Genomic DNA, 19,305 nt, shown 5'->3' with positions numbered 1-19,305 from the left:
GGAGCTGCCTGTTCAACGTGTCACTGCGGCGGCCGGAGACTGTGCCGCAAATTGCTGGGGATCCAGGATCGATGCCATGCGGTTATCAAGGTCCAGCATGTCGGCCATGATATGTCCACCTTCCCGTATCACGAAATCCAGCTCCTCATCGGTGGAATTCAGGTCCGCCGCCTGCTGGTCTTGCCAGTCTTCAAGGTCTTCCAGCGACTCGAACGGTGTCTGGCCTTTCAGTTCACGACGGGCATTTGCGATCGTGAGCCGTGTGCGTTCAATCTGTTCGTGCTCAGCGCGGCGTTCTTCCAGGTTGAGGCTGACGCTGTCGGTGGCGCGCTGTTTGGTCAGGAAGTCTATCTCCTGCTGCAACAGGCTGAACTCGGCGTTGGTTGAGAACCGCTCTTCGTGACGCTTGCGAAGCTCATCAATGATCCCGCTGAAATCGAAGTAGCGGGTGTGCGGGACGGCTTCGATCTGATCCCAGGGCAGGGCGTGATCCAGGGCATCTTCACCAATGCGGGTCTTGTCGATACGGGACGGAATCTCGATGTCTGGAATCACCCCCTTGTGCTGGGTTGAGCCGCCGGAGACCCGATAGAATTTAGATTGGGTAATCTTGAGTTGGCCGTGATTCAGGGGACGCACCGCCTGAACGGTGCCCTTACCAAAGGTCTGGGAACCGACAACCAGTCCGCGGCCATAGTCCTGGATGGCGCCGGCGAAAATTTCGGACGCTGACGCACTCATGCGGTTGGTGAGTACCACCAGAGGCCCGTTGTAGGCCACGGAAGGATCCTCGTCATTGAGTACCTGCACATCGTTATTGGCGTTGCGAATCTGAACGGTGGGGCCCTTGTCAATAAACAGGCCGACCAGATCATTGGCTTCGTGCAGCGCACCACCGCCGTTGTTTCGCAAATCCATCACCAGGCCGTCAACGCCGTCGGCTTCGAGCTCCGCAATCAGGTTGCGGACATCGCGGGTCGTGCTCTTGTAATTCGGGTCACCAGCCTGCATGGCCTGGAAATCCGCATAGAACGTGGGGATGGTAATGACGCCAATCGTATATTCCTTGCCACCACGTTCAAGACGTATGGTGTCCTTGCTGGCGCTCTGCTCTTCCAGCTTTACTTCATCGCGTTTGATGGCGATGGTCTCGGTAATGGTCTCGTCGGAGGCATTGGCCGGAATCACTTCCAGTGTGACGGTCGAATTGCGCGGCCCACGAATCAGATCCACCACTTCGTCCAGACGCCAACCGATCACATTCACCGGCTTTTCGTCTTCCTGTGCGACAGAAACAATGCGATCTGCGGGCTCAAGCTGACCCTGCTTGGAGGCGGGCCCGCCGGGTACCAGTCTCACCACCTTGGTGTATTCGTTGTCCGACTGAAGCACAGCACCGATGCCTTCCAGTGAAAGGCTCATGTTGATGTTGAAGTTTTCGGAGGTGCGCGGTGAGAAGTAAGATGTGTGCGGGTCCCACATGCCGGTAAACGCATTCATGTAAGCCTGGAACGCATCTTCGCTGCGGGCCTGGTACGCGCGCTTCAACTGGCCTTTGTAGCGGCGGCGCAGGGTTTCAACGATGGCTTCGTCTTCTGCCCCGTTCAGGCGCTGAGCCAGCACCGCATTTTTAATGCGCTTGACCCAGAGATCGTCCAGGGCCTCGGCGTTCGATTCCCAGTCCGCTTTCGAGCGGTCGACCAGAATACTTTCGTTGGCCGAGAAATCCAGCGTGTCGATGCCCTTGTCGATTGTTTCCAGAGCAAACTGGAGGCGCTCGATAATCCGTTGCTGAACCAGATTGTAAATATCGAATCCGGGCTGAAGCTGACCTGTTTTCAGGGCAGAGCCGAGTTGAGTGCGGATTTTGTCGAACTTCGCAATGTCGTCCTGCGAAAGATAGATTCTCTGCCCGTCGAGGTAATCCAGGTAGGCATCAAACACATCTCCGGAGAGTTCATCGCTGATTCCGAGGTCCCGGAAGTGGGTAAACTGCAGTTGACGGGCGATCAGGATATTGGCTCGCGCCTGATCAATCGTCGGTGCAACTGGCTCGTACACGTCTGGAGTTTCAACGTTCGCATGAAGCCCCAGCGGCGCAGACAGCAGCAATGCTACAGTCATTGCCTTGCACACCCCGAACCGAACAGATCCGGCCGAAGAGCGACGAGCCATAATTCTTTCCGCGATGGTCATAAATGCTTACCCGACGGTGTTGGTAGCCCCTCGGTTTGCGAGGGAGTGTCTACCCGTGACTTATTAAATTTATTGTAGGCAAGCACTACACCCGATGCCATAGGCAGGGCGTATCGGATCGTGACAATCTGTCCATGAAGACGCCACGTTCGTAACTGAGGGATCATCGGGGTTGAGGCGTGTTGCACACGGGGAAACTGCCGGGAGAATCGGTAAATCCTCCCGGCAGCAGACGTGCAGAGGCTGAATCAGGCGAACGGTGTGTTCGTTTCCGCCTTTTCCTGCAACAGTCTGGGTGGTGCAAAGCGTTCACCATAGGTCTCGGCGAGCGCCGATGCCCGCTCCGTGAATGCTCTCACGCCATACTGATTGATGAACTGAATCGCGCCACCGGTCCACGGCGCATAGCCAATGCCAAAGATACTGCCGATATTCGCATCCTCTACCGTTCGCAATACGCCTTCCTCCAGACAACGAACGGTTTCGATGGCCTGAATGAAGAGGATCCGGTCTTTCAGCTCCTGCAGTTTGACCGTTCTTGCCTTCTCCGCGTTCACGAACAGAGTTTCCAGCTCCGGCCAGAGGTGTTTCTTGCCGTTGGCAGGGTACTCGTAGAAGCCCGCGCCCGCAGCCTTGCCCTTGCGGCCATGTTCGTTGACCATCGCATCAGTGACGGCCTCCGCTGGGTGGGGATTCCAGGTTCCGCCGGCGGCTTCGGTATCCTTCCTGCTCTGATCCCGGATGTGTTGCATCAGGGTCATGCTGACTTCGTCGGAAATCGCCAGTGGCCCGACGGGCATACCGGCCAGCACCCCCGCGTTTTCAATGCTCGCTGGATGAATACCTTCGCCAAGCATGCAGATGCCCTCGTTGACGAAGGTCCCAAAGACCCGCGAGGTAAAGAACCCTCGACTGTCGTTGACCACCACGGGAATCTTTCCGATCTGCTGAACGTAGTCAAACGAGCGCGCCAGGGTTTCATCCGAGGTTTTTTCGCCGACGATGATTTCTACCAGCTGCATCTTGTCGACCGGTGAGAAGAAATGCAGGCCAATGAAGTTCTCGGCGTTCGCAGAGGCTCCGGCGAGCTGGGTAATGGGGATGGTTGAGGTGTTGGACGCAAAAATCCCGTTTGCCACCAGTTTGGGTTCCGCTTCCTGGGTCACTTTTGCCTTCAGTCCACTGTCCTCGAAGACCGCCTCGATCACCAGGTCACAGCCTTCCAGATCGTCTGACGAATCGGTGGCCTTGATGCGGCTCAGGATGTCTGCCTTCTGTTCTTCCGTCATTCGGCCACGACTGACTTTCTTGGCGAGCAGGTTCTCCGAGTAGCTTTTGCCTTTTTCGGCATTTTCAACGGAGACGTCTTTCAGCACCACATCGATACCCCGTGTCGCCGTTGAATAGGCGATACCTGCGCCCATCATGCCTGCGCCCAGAACACCCACCTTGCGGAAGGTTTCTTTCTCAACGCCCTCGGGGCGGCTGCCGCCCGCCTTGATGGCGTTCAACTGGAACCAGAAGGTGCCGGTCATGTTCTTGGCAACCTGGCCGATCACCAGTTCCGCAAAATACCGGGTCTCGATCAGGCTGCCGTTATCGAAATCGACCTGAGCGCCTTCAACGGCAGCAGAAAGTATGCGCTCCGGGGCCGGATAGCAGCCTTTGGTCTTCTGCTTCAGCATGGCCGGAGCGATCGCCAGCTTCTGCGCCATGGCAGGATGGTGGGGCGCGCCACCCGGGAACCTGAAGCCTTTCTGGTCCCACGGCTGCTGACATTTCGGGTTGGCCTCAATGAACGCTCGGGCTTTCGTGATCATATCGTCGGCAGAATCTGCCAGTTCGTTGATAATGCCGGCCTTGAGCGCAGCTTTCGGATTTACCTTTTTGCCTTCCATCAGGAACGGGAAGGCTGCCTCCAGGCCAATCATTCGAGGCAGTCGCTGGGTGCCGCCGCCACCTGGCAGCAGGCCCAGAGTCACTTCCGGCAGTCCAAGTTGAATGCTGTCGTCATTGATGGCGACACGGTAATGACAGGCGAGGGCAATCTCGAGGCCGCCACCCAGGGCGGAGCCGTTGATGGCTGCCACCACGGGTTTTCCGGTGGTTTCCAGAAACCGCATGTGCGATTTCAGGCCGTTGACCATATCCTCGAAAGTCCCGGCGTCTTCGCGCGTGACCTTATGCAGTTCTTTCAGGTCGCCGCCGGCAAAAAACGTCTTTTTGGCGGAGGCAATGATGATGCCGCGAATGTTATCCAGGTCTTCCTTCACTTTTGCGGCGGTTTCCGACAGGGCGTCCCGAAAAGCAGCGTTCATGGTGTTGGCGGACTGGCCGGGCATATCGATGGTGAGGGTCAGGATCTGGTCTGAACCCAGTTCGTAACGAATAGCACTCATAATTGGTTCTCCTGGAAAAGTGGACGGGTTCAGACGCGCTCAATGATGGTGGCAATGCCCATGCCGCCACCGACGCACAGTGTGGCCAGGCCGTAGCGCAGCTCGCGCCGCTCCAGCTCATCCAGCAGGGTGCCAAGGATCATGGCGCCGGTGGCACCCAGCGGGTGGCCCATGGCGATAGCCCCGCCGTTCACGTTCACTTTTTCGCCGGGAACCGAGAGTTCCCGCTGGAAGCGCATAACCACAGAGGCGAAGGCCTCGTTCACTTCAAACAGATCGATCTGATCGGCAGTCATGCCCGCCTTTTCCAGTGCCTTGCGCGCTGCCGGGGCGGGGCCGGTGAGCATGATGGTGGGGTCTGTGCTGGTCACGGCCGTGGCGATGATGCGAGCGCGCGGCGTCAGCCCCATGGCTTTGCCCTTGGCTTCACTGCCGATGAGCATGGCGGTGGCACCGTCGACGATACCTGAGGAGTTGCCGGCATGATGAACGTGGTTAATCTTCTCCACGTAGTGGTATTTCTCCCGGGCGACACCGTCGAAGCCCATCTCGCCCATCATCTGGAAGGAGGGTTTCAGGCCGGAAAGGCTTTCCAGGGAAGTGTTGCCACGCACATGCTCATCGCGATCAAGGATCACCACGCCATTCTGGTCAGTGATCGGAATGATGGACTTCGCAAAGTAGCCGTTCTGCCAGGCATTGGCCGCTTTCTGCTGGGATTTCACGGCAAAGCCATCAACGTCTTCACGGCTGAAGCCCTCGAGGGTGGCAATCAGGTCTGCGCCGATGCCCTGGGGCATGAAACCGGTATGCAGATTGGTTTCCGGATCTGTGGCCCAGGCTCCGCCGTCGGAGCCCATGGGCACACGGGACATGGCCTCCACACCGCCGGCAACCACCATGTCTTCCCAGCCAGAGCGAACTTTCATGGCCGCCAGATTCACGGCTTCCAATCCGGAGGCGCAGAAACGGTTCAGGGTGACGCCCGCCACCTTTTCATCCCAGTCAGCGGCCAGCGCTGCTGTCTTGGCGATATCAGCACCCTGGTCACCCACGGCGGTTACGCAGCCCATCACAATGTCGTCCACCTGGGCGGTATCCAGGCTGTTCCTCTCCTGCAGCGCATGGAGCACCGTGGTCAACAGCGAGATGGGTTTGACGCTGTGAAGTGATCCGTCTTTTTTTCCGCGCCCCCGGGGGGTGCGGACTGCATCGAAGATATAAGCCTCGGTGGTCATTGCTTGTCCTCTGGTCATATTGTTTTCGGGTTTGATTTACCGATGACACAACCATAGCCGGTTGCGGTTGCAGGGGGTAATGACGCGGGCTGCCAATCGCATTGGCGAAATTGCTCATGAACCATGACAAGGAGGGGGCTGGCTTCTATGGTGTTAGAAACCGCAGACGAATTCGGGAGGCGGAAGCCATGTCTCTGCGAGATGCAATCGATAATTTCTACGAGCGGCTGGTGGTGGATGCCATCGAGGCAACGCGGGAGGAGTCTGACACAGCGGACTATCTGACCGATGTTATGTGCGTGGCTCTCAACCGACTGCCCACACGGTATTACCGGCATTCAATCGATATGATGTTTTACCTGGCGGACGAGGAACTCAAGGGGATGAAACAGAAATCCCTGGCCGCCGTAAAGGAAGCCAGGGAATTCGTCAGGGAACATCAGCGGGAGTAGACCGCTGGGCGCCTCAGGCCTCGTTCAGATTGGCGATAGCCCTGTTCAGTCGCTCAGCGAGCTCCGTGTCCGCGTTTTTGCCAGTGCCACCCAGGCACCAGGCTGCCAGCAGTTTCTCTACATCCTGCATTTGATCCGTGCTGTTGTCGGCGGAACCCATGCCATTGGCAAGGCGCTGAACCTGGATTTCCATGCGGCGCTGCTGATCGGCTTCGGGGGAGGGCACGCCGCAAAGGATTTCTGCGCGAATCACCAGCTCGACCGGATCGCTGGCGTCTGACGTTTCGGCCAGCGCAGCCCAGTGCTGAGGCGCTGATTCACTCCCGGACTGGCCCGCTGTGGCCGCCATCACCAGAGACTGCCAGGAAGCCATTTTTGCCTGCAATCTCAGAGCCGAGAGAATCTTGCTCAGCCGCTGCTTTTCTTGCTGGACCTGTTCCCTGACGCCTTTTGAGAGCGTAGCGGCATCAATATCCTTGAGCGTCGCCAGGGCCGCAGTGACTGCCTGTTCGTCACTTTCCGGGGATATTCCTGAAACCTGATTCAGGCCTGCTTGCGCCGTCTCGTCGGCGGCCCGTGATGCCTGCTGCTGTTCCGAGCGCTCGGCATCACGGCGAGCAAAGATCTGGTCACAGGCCTTTCGGAACGCCTGCCATAGTTTGCGGTCTTCCCGATGGCGGGTGATTCCGATGGCTTGCCAGTCTCCCTGGAGGGCCTTGGCCTGGTTCATGGCCTCCTGAAGCGGCTCGTGTTCGACCAGGGCCTGGGCCTTGTCCACGATCGTCTGTTTCAGGCCTTCGTTCTTGCGCCGTTCCTCGTCCAGGGGTGCTTCCAGCCTCTTGAGCAGTTCATCGAAGCGCTTTTGAACGCCCCGATTGTCGCGGAATTCCACTGGCCAGGCCTCTTTCCACTCCTGGCGAGCGGTCTGGTGGATTCGTTCCGCGGCTTTCCAGTCGATGGAAGACCAGTCGGCATTGTCCAGGAAGCTTTCGAGCTGCTGGCAAATGGCGGACCGTTTTTCCAGATTGGCCTGTTTGAGGCCGGACTTGGCAGAGAAGTAGGCCTTGCAGGGCTCGTAAGCCTTGTCCGAGGCAGCTTTGAACCGGGACCACAGCGAGCGATCTGAAGAGCCGCCGAGATCGCGCCACTCATTCTGCAACTCCTTGATTCGCTCGGCCTTTGCTTCCGGATCCATTGGCTGCTCTGCCAGGTATTCCATTTGCTCGCACAGGGCAATCTGCTTGGGTTCCGTGGCGAAGCCCTGCCAGTCCGAGAGTTCACGCAATTGCCCGGTAAGCAGCTGCATGCGCGCCTGATAGGGTTTTGCGTGGCGCTGGTCCAGATCCCGGAAGTGCTGTTGTGCCGTTTTGAAGAGCTGTTTGGATTCTTTCAGCTGTTTGGCCTCCAGAGCCTCCTCCAGTTGCCTGATTTCGGCCTCGAGGCGAGTCGTCAGAGCTTTCTGTTGCTCCTGGTCAACTCGGGGCTCTGCCGGTTTCTTGCGTTTGCCGGCCAGCTTCCGCAATGGCTCCAGTAGTGCCGGGATGGGATAGTCTTCCGGCCAGTTGATCTCGGCAACCAGTGTCTTTGCCTGGGCACGCTGCTCGTCGGTGGCATCGTCTGCGCGCTCGAGCAGTGCGCCAAGTTCGACGATGGTTTCCCGTTCCTGGGTAATCCGACGGACAGAACTCAGGTAATTGCGCAGTGCCAGCATGGCGTTTTCGTAGGCTTTCTGTTCCTGCTTCTCCACTGCCGTATCCCGGGTTGCTTCCAGCCAGCGGTTTTCCTGGGTTTTCTGGAGTGCATCCAGGGACGCCAGTGAGGGCAGTGTTTCAGGCGGTTGAGACTTGAGCTCGTCCAGTGTGCGGGTCAGCAGATCCAGGGTTTCCTGACGTTGCAGCTTCTGCTCGCGCTGGCGCTTTTCATCTTCCGCCGCAGATTGCAGGGCCGCAATGCGCTCTTTGCACAGGTGAACCGCTTCGAGAAATGCCTGGGCCTGTTCCGGTGAGGCGTGTGTTTCCACCTCTGTCCATTGTTTCAGCAGGGCTTCGAGGCGGGCCTCATAAAGCTTGGTATCGTCACTTTTCGCCTGGTCCTGGGCGTGGCGGGTAAGGGTAGCGATGGTCTGGCTGATGCTGTCCAGCCGGGCCTGCTCTTCGCGCCGCTGCTGCAGTGCCAGTTTAACGATCTGGTAGACACCTTTGTCACGGCCTTTGGCCTGTTTCTGCACTTCCTGCAGGCTGGCTTCGTCGGTCAGTCTGCCTGCAGCGGACTGCCGGATATCCGCGGTAACGCCCTCAATGGCAAGCTTGGCCAGGACATCCTGGGATGGTGCGCTCTCCAGTGTTTTGAGCTGTTCTTCCCTCCGGTCAGTCCGGGTATCTTCCTGTTCGACAGGCTCTGGCTGGGTGGCTTTCCGCTGTTTTGGCGTTGCCTCGGTTGTCTTGCGGGATTTGAACAGTTTCTGGATGAACGCGGCCATAAGAGTATCCTTGGGTGTTGAAACCAGTTCACGGTGTCGGGCAAAGTTGTGCCGCCACCGGCCGTCGGCATCCGGTCAGGATGCCGGGTAGTTTGACTGGTCAGCCTGAGGTGCTGGCCAGCAGGAAAAATTCGCGGCTAGTCTAGCGTTTTGTATGCGTGTGCGGAAAGGGTCTGTATGGCAAAACAGGAAAATGACAACGATCAGGATTACAAGGCCCGGGCAACGGCACTCAGGTTGCTTGCCAGGCGCGAGCACAGTCGCCTCGAGTTAAGCCTTAAACTCCGCCAAAGAAAGCTGCCGGGCGACATTATTAACGCTGTTCTGGATGATTACGAGAAAGAGGGTTGGCTAGACGATGATCGGTTTGCTGACGTCTACGCCCGCCAAAGAATGGACCTTGGTTACGGACCGCTACGGATTCTTGGCGAACTTCAGCAGCGCGGGGTCCACAAGACTCCGGAGTGTGTTGCCGAGATGGCGGAGGAGGATTGGTGTCAGCGAGCTATCGGTATCCGCGATAAGCGTTTTGGCCTGGCGGATCTGAGTGACGACTGGGACGAAAAAGTGCGGCAGGCGCGTTTTCTGAATCGTAGGGGCTTTTCCGCCAGTCAGGTGGAGCGCGCGCTCGAGGCTCGTAGCGAATAGCCGGCGGAAGTCAGATTCTTCAAAGGGTTGGCGGTATCATGCCCAGTTCTGCGGGCAGGCCGGCCCTGAGCTTTCCGTCCGTTTGCAGCTCGCCTGATCGGCCTTCCGGCGCCCGGCTTTCCTCCATCTGTACGATCTGTTCCTCTGCTTCGGTCGCCGGGATACCCGGCTGGTTGAGCCGGGCGAGTACATCGTAATAGCGCCGTATATTCTGGACGTAGATCACCGGTTCGTGGCCCCGGGCATAGCCAAAGCGGGTCTTGGTATACCATTCCTTCTCGGCCAGTAACGGCAGGAATTCCTTTACGTCCATCCACCGGTCAGGGTCTCGTCCCGCGCCTTCTGTAAGTCGTCGGGCGTCCTCCAGATGCCCGAAACCCACGTTGTAGGAGGCGAGGGCGAACCAGGTGCGGTCTGGCTCCGGGATTCGTTCCGGGATTTTTTCGTGCACGATCCGGAAATACTTGGCGCCGCCCTGAATGCTTTCTTCGGCGTCCAGGCGGTTATTGATGCCGATATGGCTCGCGGTGTTCCTGGTCAGCATCATCAGTCCACGGACCCCGGTGGGCGATACCGCATTGGGGCGCCAGTGGGACTCCTGGTAACCAATGGCTGCGAGCAGTCGCCAGTCCATGTTGAACTCGCGGGCATAGTCGCGAAACAGCGACTCGTATTTGGGCAACCGGTTCTCCACATGATGCATGAAGGTTCGGGCACCCACGTAATTCAGTCGATCAAGGTGGCCATAGAAGCGCTCGGAAATCTGGGCCAATGTTCCGTTGGTCTCGAGACTTTCCAGGAACTGGCGGGCCGCTTTTGCCAGGGAATCATCCTGCGCTGACGGGAAAAACCAGGCCAGTTCACCGGGTTCTCCAAGGGTAAAGGCCTCCTTCACCATCGGGTAGAATACGTGGTTAAGGTCGAGCTCGTTGGAGGAAACCATTGCGTAGGGGAATTCGCCGCTTTCAACGCGGGACAGAACGCCCGCGGCGTCCAGTCCGGGATGCACCTCCCATTCAAGCTCTGCGTTTTCCCGGCGGGCTTCATTCAGGCGGTGCTCGTGGTTGCTGTCGGATACCACGTGCACCGTTTTCCCGATCAGGTCTTGTAATGATTCAGGCCGCTCGACATCGCGGTTATAAACCAGGATCGACTGGGCGGTGATGCCGGTCGCTACGGTGCGATACTGATTGGCAGTATGGGGTTGCCTGGAGAGCCCGAGCATCCCGAAGTGGGCGTAGTTCTTTTCCAGAACGGACAGGATTTCTGTGTTGTTATCGGCAACGCGGACCCGGAGCTTTACGCCAAGTTCCTCGGCGAACAGTTTTGCCAGTTCGTAATCATAGCCGGTGGGGCCGTCTTCACTTTCCACATAGATAGACGGCGCCGTCCGGGTAATCACATGCAGCACCCCCTCATCACGGATTTCCTGGAGAGTGCTGGGCTGTGAGCATCCGGTCAGTATCAGGGCAGTGCCGAGGAAGAAAACAATCCCGGCGGATGCGCTTTTGAAAGCAGCAAATATCTTTGGCAAGTCCATGGACTCCGTCACGGCTGGATCATCTGGTTGTAGCGTCGCATAAAGCCACGCAACCTTGTCTATCCTGAGCGTGGAATTCCTTTCCACACATTCAATGATCCTTGGTGTCGGAGGCCTGGTCAATAAAGCTGGTTAATTAATGTGCAAAACAATGTTAATTGTACAGCCCGGGATTAACGCCTCAAGCGCTGTATCCTGACCCCGCTTTCGAGTATCATGTCGGCCTTTCAAATTGCACCCAGACTTCCCCGTTTCGCGCGATACAGGTTGATATCATGCTTGAACTTCGCGGCGCTCCCGCGCTCTCGCCATTCCGCTCCCGCAAATTGCATTCCCGGATTCAGGATATCGTGCCTGAAATCGAGCATGTTTATGCTGAGTTCATGCACTTTGTTGACCTGGAGGCAGACCTCTCGGACGCGGAGCAAGCTATTCTGGACCGGCTCCTGACCTATGGCCCGAGTGTGCCGGTGGAAGAGCCTGACGGCGTGCTTTTCCTGGTTGTGCCTCGCCCCGGCACGCTCTCGCCCTGGTCCAGCAAGGCAACGGACATCGCCCGGAACTGTGGCTTGCGGCAGATACATCGGATTGAGCGGGGCACGGCCTATTACATTCGTTCGGGGCGCAAGCTTGGCCTGGAACAACGCGAGAAAATCGCAGCGCTGCTGCATGACCGCATGACTCAGAAAGTATTTCATGAGATGGGCGGCGCAGAGCTGTTGTTCAGCCATGAAGAGCCTCGGCTCCTGGGGAGGGTGCCAGTTCTCGCCGGTGGCCGCGATGCCCTGGTGGAAGCCAACTCGCGCCTGGGGCTGGCGCTTGCCGAAGATGAAATTGACTACCTGGTTAAGTCCTTCACGGATCTTGAACGGGATCCGACCGACGTGGAACTCATGATGTTCGCCCAGGCGAACTCCGAGCATTGTCGCCACAAGATATTCAACGCGTCCTGGGATATTGACGGCGAGGGTCAGGAAAAATCCCTGTTCGCCATGATCCGGAATACCTTCGAAATGAACAGCGAGGGCGTGCTATCGGCCTACAAGGACAATGCCTCGGTTATTCGGGGTAGTCGTGGTGGCCGCTTCTTCCCGGACCCCGAGACGGGTGTCTACGGATATAACGAAGAAGAAATCCATATTCTGATGAAGGTGGAAACGCACAACCACCCGACGGCGATTGCTCCTGCCGCCGGCGCCGCCACGGGCTCCGGCGGCGAAATTCGCGACGAAGGTGCTACCGGCCGGGGTTCCAAGCCCAAAGCGGGTCTGACTGGTTTCACAGTCTCAAACCTGAATCTGCCGGACGATCCCCAGCCATGGGAAATCAACTACGGCAAACCTGAACGCATCGCTTCACCGCTCGACATCATGATTGAAGGGCCTATTGGTGGCGCGGCATTCAATAACGAATTCGGACGTCCCAACCTGGCGGGCTACTTCCGGACCTTTGAGGAGAAAGTGCCCGGAGCCGCCGGCGAAGAAGTCCGCGGTTACCACAAGCCGATCATGATTGCCGGTGGTCTTGGCAATATTCGTGAGGAGCATGTTGAAAAGGGCAATATCCCGGTGGGCGCGAAACTCATCGTGTTGGGTGGGCCCTCCATGCTGATCGGTCTGGGCGGTGGTGCGGCTTCGTCCATGGACTCGGGCTCCAGTAACGAAAATCTGGACTTTGCGTCAGTGCAGCGGGACAACCCCGAGATGGAGCGTCGGTGTCAGGAAGTTATCGACCGCTGCTGGCAGATGGGCGACAAGAACCCTATTGCGTTCATCCATGATGTGGGCGCCGGTGGTCTGTCCAACGCTATGCCTGAGCTTGTCAAAGATGGCGGTCGCGGCGGTAAATTCGAGCTTCGCGACATTCCCAGTGACGAGCCGGGAATGTCTCCGCTGGAAATCTGGTGTAACGAATCCCAGGAACGGTATGTGATGGCAGTGGCTCCGGAAAACCTGGAGCAATTTGACGCCCTGTGCCGCCGCGAGCGCTGCCCCTATGCCGTGATAGGCGAGGCGACAGAAGCTCATCATCTGGAATTGGGCGATTCCTACTTCGACGACAAGCCGGTTGATCTGCCGATGGAAGTGCTGTTCGGCAAACCGCCGCGCATGCATCGGAGTGTCAGCCGCGCTTCCTTTACGAAGCCCATTTTCGACTCCACCAAAATCGATCTGGATGATGCCATTCGCCGCGTTCTGCGTCTGCCGTCTGTTGGCTCCAAGAGCTTTTTGATCACCATTGGTGACCGGACCATTACCGGCCTGGTTGCTCGGGATCAGATGGTTGGGCCCTGGCAGGTTCCGGTGGCTGATGTGGCTGTGACGGCCACCTCCTTCGATGTTCGCACCGGTGAAGCAATGGCCATGGGCGAGCGCACGCCGGTCGCCACGATCGATGCGCCCGCGTCCGGTCGCATGGCCGTCGGTGAAGTGATTACCAATATGGCGGCAGCGCCGATCGGCAAGTTGGCCGATATCCGGCTCTCTGCAAACTGGATGGCCGCTGCTGGCCACCCGGGTGAAGATGAGAATCTCTACGAGACCGTTCGCGCCGTAGGCATGGAATTGTGCCCGGAGCTTGGAATCACGATCCCCGTGGGCAAGGACTCCATGTCCATGAAGACCATGTGGGAAGAAGACAGCGGCGAACAGAAAAGCGTGACTGCACCGCTTTCATTGATTGTCAGTGGTTTTGCACCGGTTATTGATGTTGCAAGGACGCTGACTCCCCAGCTGGTCAAGGATGCTGGCGAGACAGATCTGATCCTCGTGGATCTTGCTGCTGGCCAGAACCGCCTCGGGGGCTCCGCTCTGGCTCAGGTTTACCGTCAGGTCGGTGCAGTTGCACCGGATCTGGATGACCCGGAGGACATCAAGGCTTTCTTTGCGGTTATTCAGGGTCTGAACAGCGACGGTAAGCTCCTGGCCTATCACGATCGTTCAGACGGCGGCCTGTTCGTCACCCTTGCTGAAATGTGTTTCGCCGGCCACTGTGGGGTTGATATCAAGCTGGATGGCCTCGCCGAGGATCGCAGTCAGTTTGCCCGGGAACTTTTTAATGAAGAGCTGGGTGCCGTCATCCAGGTACGCAGGGAAGACACCGGTTTTGTCCTGCAGCAGTTCTCTGCCGCGGGTCTTGGGGATTACATCAGTGTTATCGGTAGCCCGAATGATACTGACAACCTTCGCCTGACCTTCGAAGGTAGCACTGTGGTGGATGAATCCCGGGTGGAGCTCCAGCGCCTGTGGTCCGAGACCAGTTACCGTGTTCAGTCGCTCCGGGATAACGCCGATTGCGCTCGTGAAGAATTCGATAACCTGCTTGACGCAGAGGATCCCGGTCTCCACGCCGAACTCTCTTACGACATCAACGACGACGTGGCTGCCCCTTATATCAACAAGGGAGCCCGTCCAAAAGTTGCGGTTCTGCGGGAGCAGGGTGTCAATGGTCAGGTTGAGATGGCAGCCGCATTCGACCGTGCCGGCTTCGATTCTGTCGACGTGCATATGAGCGATCTGCTCTCCGGCCGGGTTACGCTGGAAGGCTTTAACAGCCTGGTTGCCTGTGGCGGTTTCTCCTACGGTGACGTTCTGGGCGCTGGCGAGGGTTGGGCCAAGTCGATTCTGTTCAGCGATCGCGTCAGGGACCAGTTTGCGGCGTTCTTTAATCGCCAGGACACGCTGGCGCTGGGTGTGTGCAATGGCTGTCAGATGCTCTCCAATCTTCACGAACTGATTCCGGGAAGTGAGGGCTGGCCACGTTTCGTACGCAACCAGTCCGAGCAGTTTGAGGCGCGCCTGGTTATGGCTGAGGTGATGCCGTCACCGTCGGCGTTCATGGATGGCATGGCCGGTTCCCGTATGCCGATTGCCGTTGCTCACGGCGAGGGCAGGGTTGAGTTTGCCAGCGGCACCTCGGCAGAAGCTCTCTCCGAGAACGAGTTGGTGGCGCTGCGCTATGTGGATAATCGGGGGCAGGCGACCGTACGCTATCCCTACAACCCGAATGGATCCGAAGCCGGTATTACTGGTGTGACGACGCGCGATGGCAGGGTCACCATCATGATGCCGCATCCCGAGCGAGTGTTCAGGGCTGTCCAGCATTCCTGGCGCCCCTCAGAATGGCAGGAAGATGGTTCCTGGATTCGCATGTTCCGAAATGCGAGACGCTGGTTCGGCTGATTTTCCGTTCCAGTGACAAGCCGGTTTTGGGTGCGCTCAACATGAGTGTTTATTCCAAAGCCGGCTTTTTTGTTTTGCGCCCTTTTTTTGGGCGTTTTTCAAGGGAAAAAATCGGCAAAAATGGCAAAAATCCCCTTGACTCAGTATTTTTATGCACATTGCTGGTGCCTCCCTGTTTGTTCTGTGCACAAAGAGCGGGAATTTGGTTCAACTTTTGCTCAAAAGTCATAACCAATTGAAAAATATAGAATAAATGAATCAGGTGATTTTGTCGCCAATTTAACGGAAGTGCAGTGATTACGGGGTTTGAGGGCGTGTTCCCAAAAACTTTCCCCAGAGTTATCCACAGATTCTGTGGGTAAGTATCTAAGCTATTAATCTGTACAAAAAATATCCGACCTGAAGGAGGTTTTTCGATGTACAAGATGTGTTATTTCGTTCCGGAGACTCACGTCGAAAAAACCAAACAGGCATTGTTCGATGCCGGCGCCGGTCGAATCGGTGATTACGATTCCTGTGCCTGGCAATGTCTTGGAAGAGGGCAGTTTCGTCCGCTTGAAGGAAGCGATCCGTTTCTCGGTCATGCCGGGGAGATTGAAGCGGTGGATGAATACAAGGTTGAGCTGGTTTGCGCCGACGAGCTGATAAAGGATGCTCTCGCGGCACTCAAGCAGGCCCACCCATACGAGGAGCCCGCTTACGAAATCTATCGAATGGAGGAATTGTAGTCGCCCGCGCTACTTGCGGTCTTTCGCCATGGGGTGGCGGATATCACTCACGTGAACCCCGAAGGATTCGCGGCTGTAGTCAGACAGGAAAAGTTCCAGGGTTCGCTTGACGGTCGGGAACGAGATTTCTTCCCAGGGAATCTCGTCCAGGCCGAACAGTCTGGATTCGAGGGACTCCTCACCTGCACCAAACTGACCGTCTTTCAGTGTGGCCCGGTAGAACATGTGAACCTGATTGATGTGCGGGACGTCGATGATGGAATAGAGGCCTTCAATGTTAACCTCTGCAAGCGCCTCTTCCATCGTTTCCCGCTCCGCGGCCTCGATGGTGGTTTCGGCGTTCTCCATGAAACCCGCAGGCAGCGTCCAGTAACCATAGCGAGGTTCGATAGCGCGGCGACACAGCAGTATCTGGCCCTCCCACACGGGCACCGTGCCGGCGACAATGCGTGGGTTCTGGTAATGTATGGTATCGCAGCTGACACAGACATAGCGGTGACGGTTATCGCCTTCGGGGATGCGTTGTTCAACCGGATGGCCGCATGTGCTGCAGTACTTCATGATTTTCCCCGTATACTTGAATTGGTTTGGTAGTCAGTTTAACGATCCCGGCTGCCTCTGTCTCATCCAACCTCCGGATGTACCGTGGAGATGAACATTGCGTGATTTACTTGCCGAGCGCCTGGCCGGCTATGCACCGCGCCAGTTGGCCCTGGATTATCCTGAGGCAGGCATACTGGTTCCGGTAACCGACGATCTGAAAAACCCGGAGATGATCTTTACGCTCAGGTCCGAGAATCTGAGCACCCATCGCGGGCAGGTCGCCTATCCCGGCGGCAAAAGGGATCCGGAAGATCCGTCTCTGGCAGCAACGGCGTTACGTGAAACCCATGAAGAGATCGGATTGCCGCCGGATCAAGTACAACTAATTGCGCCGCTCAGTCAGGTGATGTCCCGCTACGGAATTCTAGTTACACCTTACGTTGGTGTGATTCCCGGAGATCATCCTTTGGAGCCAAACCCCCATGAAATCGAAAGTGTATTCCGCGTGCCTCTATCGTTTTTTCTGGAAGACAGGCGGGAGCGCACAGATGCTCTGGATTTCCTGAACCATACGTTTTACGTACCCTGCTACCGTTGGGAACGCTACGAGATCTGGGGCCTGTCGGCAGTGGTTCTGGTTGACTTCCTGAACGCTGTGTACGATGCCGGAATCGATCTGCTTGAACCGCCTGAAGGAGGCTGAGAATGTTTTACCAGTTGAATGACCGAACGCCGGAACTGGAAGGTGAAGGTCACTTTGTGGCCGAGAACGCGTCGGTGATAGGCCGTGTCCGGCTGATGGATAAGGCCAGCGTCTGGTTCAATGCCGTTCTACGTGGTGACAACGAGTGGATCACCATTGGGCCTGAAACAAATGTTCAGGACGGTTCGGTACTGCATACAGACCCGGGTATGCCTCTTACTCTGGGTAAGGGTGTAACGGTTGGTCACAAGGTAATGCTCCATGGGTGCGAGATTGGTGATTACTCTTTAATTGGCATAAATGCTGTGGTTCTGAACGGAGCAAAGATTGGCAAGCACTGCCTGATTGGCGCCAATGCTCTCATTCCCGAAGGAATGGAGGTGCCTGACGGCTCCATGGTTGTCGGTTCGCCGGGCAAGATCAAGCGGGAGCTCAACGATAGCCAGAAGAAGATGCTGGAAATGAGTGCGCAGCACTATGTTCAGAATGCTGCCCGCTACGCCGATGAGCTCAAGCCCTGCGAGCCGAAAAAATGAGTGTTGCTGACAAGGTTCGATCGCCCTGCGTAAGCATCTGCGCGCTTGATGAAAATGACATCTGTGTGGGCTGCCATCGAAGTGGGGATGAGATCACCCTCTGGACCAGGATGGATGACGACGAACGGCGCGAGGTGCTCCGGAAAGTGGCGGAGCGCGAAAAAGGTTCCCTGATTCACGGCTAACATAGGTGTTGGTAAATCATGACTGACTCAGTTCGAATTGGTACTCCCCTTAAAGGTAATGCCTTCAGGGTTTTGTTTTGTGGATCCGGTGAGCTTGGCAAGGAAGTTGTCATTGAACTTCAGCGCTATGGCGTCGAAGTGATCGCTGTCGACAGATATGCGGATGCGCCTGCCATGCAGGTGGCGCATCGGAGCCATGTCATCGACATGCTGGACGGCGCCAGCCTGCGCAGTGTTATCGAACAGGAAAAGCCGGATCTGATTGTTCCGGAGATTGAAGCGATTGCCACGCCGGAGTTGGTAAAGCTCGAAGAGGAAGGCTATCGCGTCATCCCCACCGCCAGAGCGGTGAACCTCACCATGAACCGTGAAGGAATCCGGAGGCTCGCGGCTGAAGAGCTCGGGCTGCCTACCTCACCCTACCGCTTTGCGGGTACCCGGGAAGAATACCTTGCCGCCGTGAACGAAATAGGCCTGCCACTTGTGGTAAAGCCGGTCATGAGCTCGTCGGGCAAGGGGCAGAGTACCGTCAAGACCGAGGATGATATTGAAGCGGCCTGGGAATATGCCCAGTCTGGCGGGCGTGCCGGTAAGGGAAGGGTGATTGTCGAAGGCTTTGTGGACTTTGACTATGAGATTACCCTGCTCACCGTCAAGCACCGTGATGGCGTATCTTTTTGTGAGCCCATCGGGCACAGGCAGGAAGATGGAGACTATCGGGAATCCTGGCAACCACAGCCAATGGCCCCGCTGGCCTACGAGCGTTCGGCCGAAGTTGCCCGCGCTGTGGTCGAAAACCTCGGTGGCTATGGCATCTACGGTGTGGAGCTGTTTGTTAAGGAAGACAATGTCTGGTTCTCCGAGGTTTCGCCGCGTCCGCACGATACTGGCCTGGTTACGTTGGTCTCACAGGACCTGTCCGAATTTGCTCTGCATGCCCGAGCCATTCTGGGTTTGCCCATTCCCGCGATACGGCAGACTGGTCCCTCGGCATCAGCCGTGATTCTTCCTGAGGGCGATTCGGCGTCCGTATCGTATTCCGGTCTTGAGACAGCGCTTTCCGAGCCGGATACTCAATTGCGTTTGTTCGGCAAGCCCGAGTTGAAGGGGCGCCGTCGAATGGGCGTTGCCCTGGCGAAGGGCGCAACGGTGGATGAAGCGCGCAAGAAAGCTCGCGACTCGGCAAATTCGATTACCGTTGAACTGTGAGGTTCACCCAGGCCTGGCTCTGATCAGCCAGGCTTATGAAGGTTTGATGACGATTTCCGAAAAAATTCGGAACGAACCGTTGACACCTTCAGGCAGGTCTGTAGAATGCGCATCTCTTTCGAGGGGAGCACCGCTGAGGCGGCTGAGGAATCGAAAGATAACTGTTTGAAAGCGCTGAAGAAAATGAGTTTCAAAATTCTTCAGAAAGCAGTTGACAGGCAAGCGATTCACTGTAGAATGCGCGCCTCGAAACAAGCAGTAAGCCGGG

16 protein-coding genes are annotated in these 19,305 nt (G+C 57.1%); 8 read left to right on the top strand and 8 right to left on the bottom strand.

All coding sequences use genetic code 11. The features are described from left to right. Positions 1 to 12: 12 nt before the first annotated feature. The 3 genes from AC13DD_RS02640 to AC13DD_RS02630 form a co-directional block, all read right to left on the bottom strand. Positions 13 to 2,196 (bottom strand): carboxy terminal-processing peptidase, encoded by a 2,184-nt coding sequence (locus tag AC13DD_RS02640; protein ID WP_482930811.1) that lies wholly within the window; start codon positions 2,194 to 2,196, stop codon positions 13 to 15. Between the two features lie 248 nt (positions 2,197 to 2,444). Beyond that, positions 2,445 to 4,595 carry a 3-hydroxyacyl-CoA dehydrogenase NAD-binding domain-containing protein gene (locus AC13DD_RS02635; protein ID WP_008171463.1) on the bottom strand — a complete coding sequence of 717 codons (2,151 nt, stop codon included), beginning with the start codon at positions 4,593 to 4,595 and terminating at the stop codon, positions 2,445 to 2,447. A gap of 29 nt (positions 4,596 to 4,624) precedes the next feature. Continuing rightward, positions 4,625 to 5,833, bottom strand: a complete 1,209-nt coding sequence (locus tag AC13DD_RS02630) for an acetyl-CoA C-acetyltransferase (protein WP_092034067.1) — start codon at positions 5,831 to 5,833, stop codon at positions 4,625 to 4,627. A gap of 188 nt (positions 5,834 to 6,021) precedes the next feature. Between AC13DD_RS02630 and AC13DD_RS02625 the strand changes: the two genes are divergently transcribed. Further along, positions 6,022 to 6,285 carry a late competence development ComFB family protein gene (locus AC13DD_RS02625; RefSeq protein WP_014576682.1) on the top strand — a complete coding sequence of 88 codons (264 nt, stop codon included), beginning with the start codon at positions 6,022 to 6,024 and terminating at the stop codon, positions 6,283 to 6,285. 13 nt (positions 6,286 to 6,298) lie between these two features. On the opposite strand, the gene AC13DD_RS02620 is transcribed toward AC13DD_RS02625, so the two are convergent. Next, the gene (locus tag AC13DD_RS02620; RefSeq protein ID WP_104272201.1) at positions 6,299 to 8,764 is read right to left on the bottom strand and encodes a DUF349 domain-containing protein; all 2,466 of its coding nucleotides are present in this window, start codon (positions 8,762 to 8,764) and stop codon (positions 6,299 to 6,301) included. Between the two features lie 177 nt (positions 8,765 to 8,941). On the opposite strand from AC13DD_RS02620, the gene AC13DD_RS02615 reads away from it, so the two are divergent. Further along, positions 8,942 to 9,412: a regulatory protein RecX gene (locus AC13DD_RS02615; RefSeq protein WP_053114891.1), complete on the top strand. Its 471-nt coding sequence runs from the start codon at positions 8,942 to 8,944 to the stop codon at positions 9,410 to 9,412. Positions 9,413 to 9,431: 19 nt separating this feature from the next. Here AC13DD_RS02615 and mltF read toward each other — a convergent pair whose 3' ends face one another. Next, positions 9,432 to 10,952: a membrane-bound lytic murein transglycosylase MltF gene (gene mltF / locus AC13DD_RS02610; RefSeq protein WP_104272199.1), complete on the bottom strand. Its 1,521-nt coding sequence runs from the start codon at positions 10,950 to 10,952 to the stop codon at positions 9,432 to 9,434. Positions 10,953 to 11,227: 275 nt separating this feature from the next. Between mltF and purL the strand changes: the two genes are divergently transcribed. Next, on the top strand, positions 11,228 to 15,133 hold the full coding sequence (gene purL / locus AC13DD_RS02605; protein WP_104272196.1) for a phosphoribosylformylglycinamidine synthase: 3,906 nt from the start codon (positions 11,228 to 11,230) through the stop codon (positions 15,131 to 15,133). Between the two features lie 49 nt (positions 15,134 to 15,182). On the opposite strand, the gene AC13DD_RS02600 is transcribed toward purL, so the two are convergent. Next, positions 15,183 to 15,557, bottom strand: coding sequence for a hypothetical protein (locus AC13DD_RS02600; protein WP_141201893.1), 375 nt, complete (start codon positions 15,555 to 15,557; stop codon positions 15,183 to 15,185). On the opposite strand from AC13DD_RS02600, the gene AC13DD_RS02595 reads away from it, so the two are divergent. Next, on the top strand, positions 15,550 to 15,861 hold the full coding sequence (locus AC13DD_RS02595) for a YqfO family protein (protein WP_053114894.1): 312 nt from the start codon (positions 15,550 to 15,552) through the stop codon (positions 15,859 to 15,861). The genes AC13DD_RS02600 and AC13DD_RS02595 overlap by 8 nt on opposite strands. Before the next feature lie 9 nt (positions 15,862 to 15,870). Here the strand turns inward: AC13DD_RS02595 and AC13DD_RS02590 are convergent, their stop codons facing one another. Further along, the gene (locus tag AC13DD_RS02590) at positions 15,871 to 16,422 is read right to left on the bottom strand and encodes an NUDIX hydrolase (protein ID WP_008171471.1); all 552 of its coding nucleotides are present in this window, start codon (positions 16,420 to 16,422) and stop codon (positions 15,871 to 15,873) included. 97 nt (positions 16,423 to 16,519) lie between these two features. Here AC13DD_RS02590 and AC13DD_RS02585 point away from each other — a divergent pair, with 97 nt between their 5' ends. From AC13DD_RS02585 to purT, 4 genes are read left to right on the top strand one after another with little or no spacing between them, the layout of a single operon-like run. Further along, a complete protein-coding gene (locus AC13DD_RS02585; RefSeq protein WP_108019215.1) occupies positions 16,520 to 17,107 on the top strand; it encodes an NUDIX hydrolase in 588 nt (195 codons plus the stop codon). Positions 17,108 to 17,109: 2 nt separating this feature from the next. Then, a complete protein-coding gene (locus tag AC13DD_RS02580) occupies positions 17,110 to 17,643 on the top strand; it encodes a gamma carbonic anhydrase family protein (RefSeq protein WP_008171478.1) in 534 nt (177 codons plus the stop codon). After that, positions 17,640 to 17,828: a DUF1289 domain-containing protein gene (locus tag AC13DD_RS02575; RefSeq protein ID WP_008171481.1), complete on the top strand. Its 189-nt coding sequence runs from the start codon at positions 17,640 to 17,642 to the stop codon at positions 17,826 to 17,828. Before AC13DD_RS02580 ends, AC13DD_RS02575 begins: the two co-directional genes overlap by 4 nt. 18 nt (positions 17,829 to 17,846) lie before the next feature. Next, on the top strand, positions 17,847 to 19,037 hold the full coding sequence (purT, locus tag AC13DD_RS02570; protein WP_008171482.1) for a formate-dependent phosphoribosylglycinamide formyltransferase: 1,191 nt from the start codon (positions 17,847 to 17,849) through the stop codon (positions 19,035 to 19,037). Positions 19,038 to 19,070: 33 nt separating this feature from the next. Here purT and AC13DD_RS02565 read toward each other — a convergent pair. Further along, positions 19,071 to 19,305, bottom strand: a 235-nt coding sequence (locus AC13DD_RS02565; RefSeq protein WP_482930810.1) for a hypothetical protein, incomplete at its 5' end; no start/stop codon positions are given.

Source organism: Marinobacter sp. L-13 (assembly GCF_056857715.1).
Note: the sequence above shows the minus strand (reverse complement) of the source record. Positions and strands in the feature narration are given on the sequence as shown.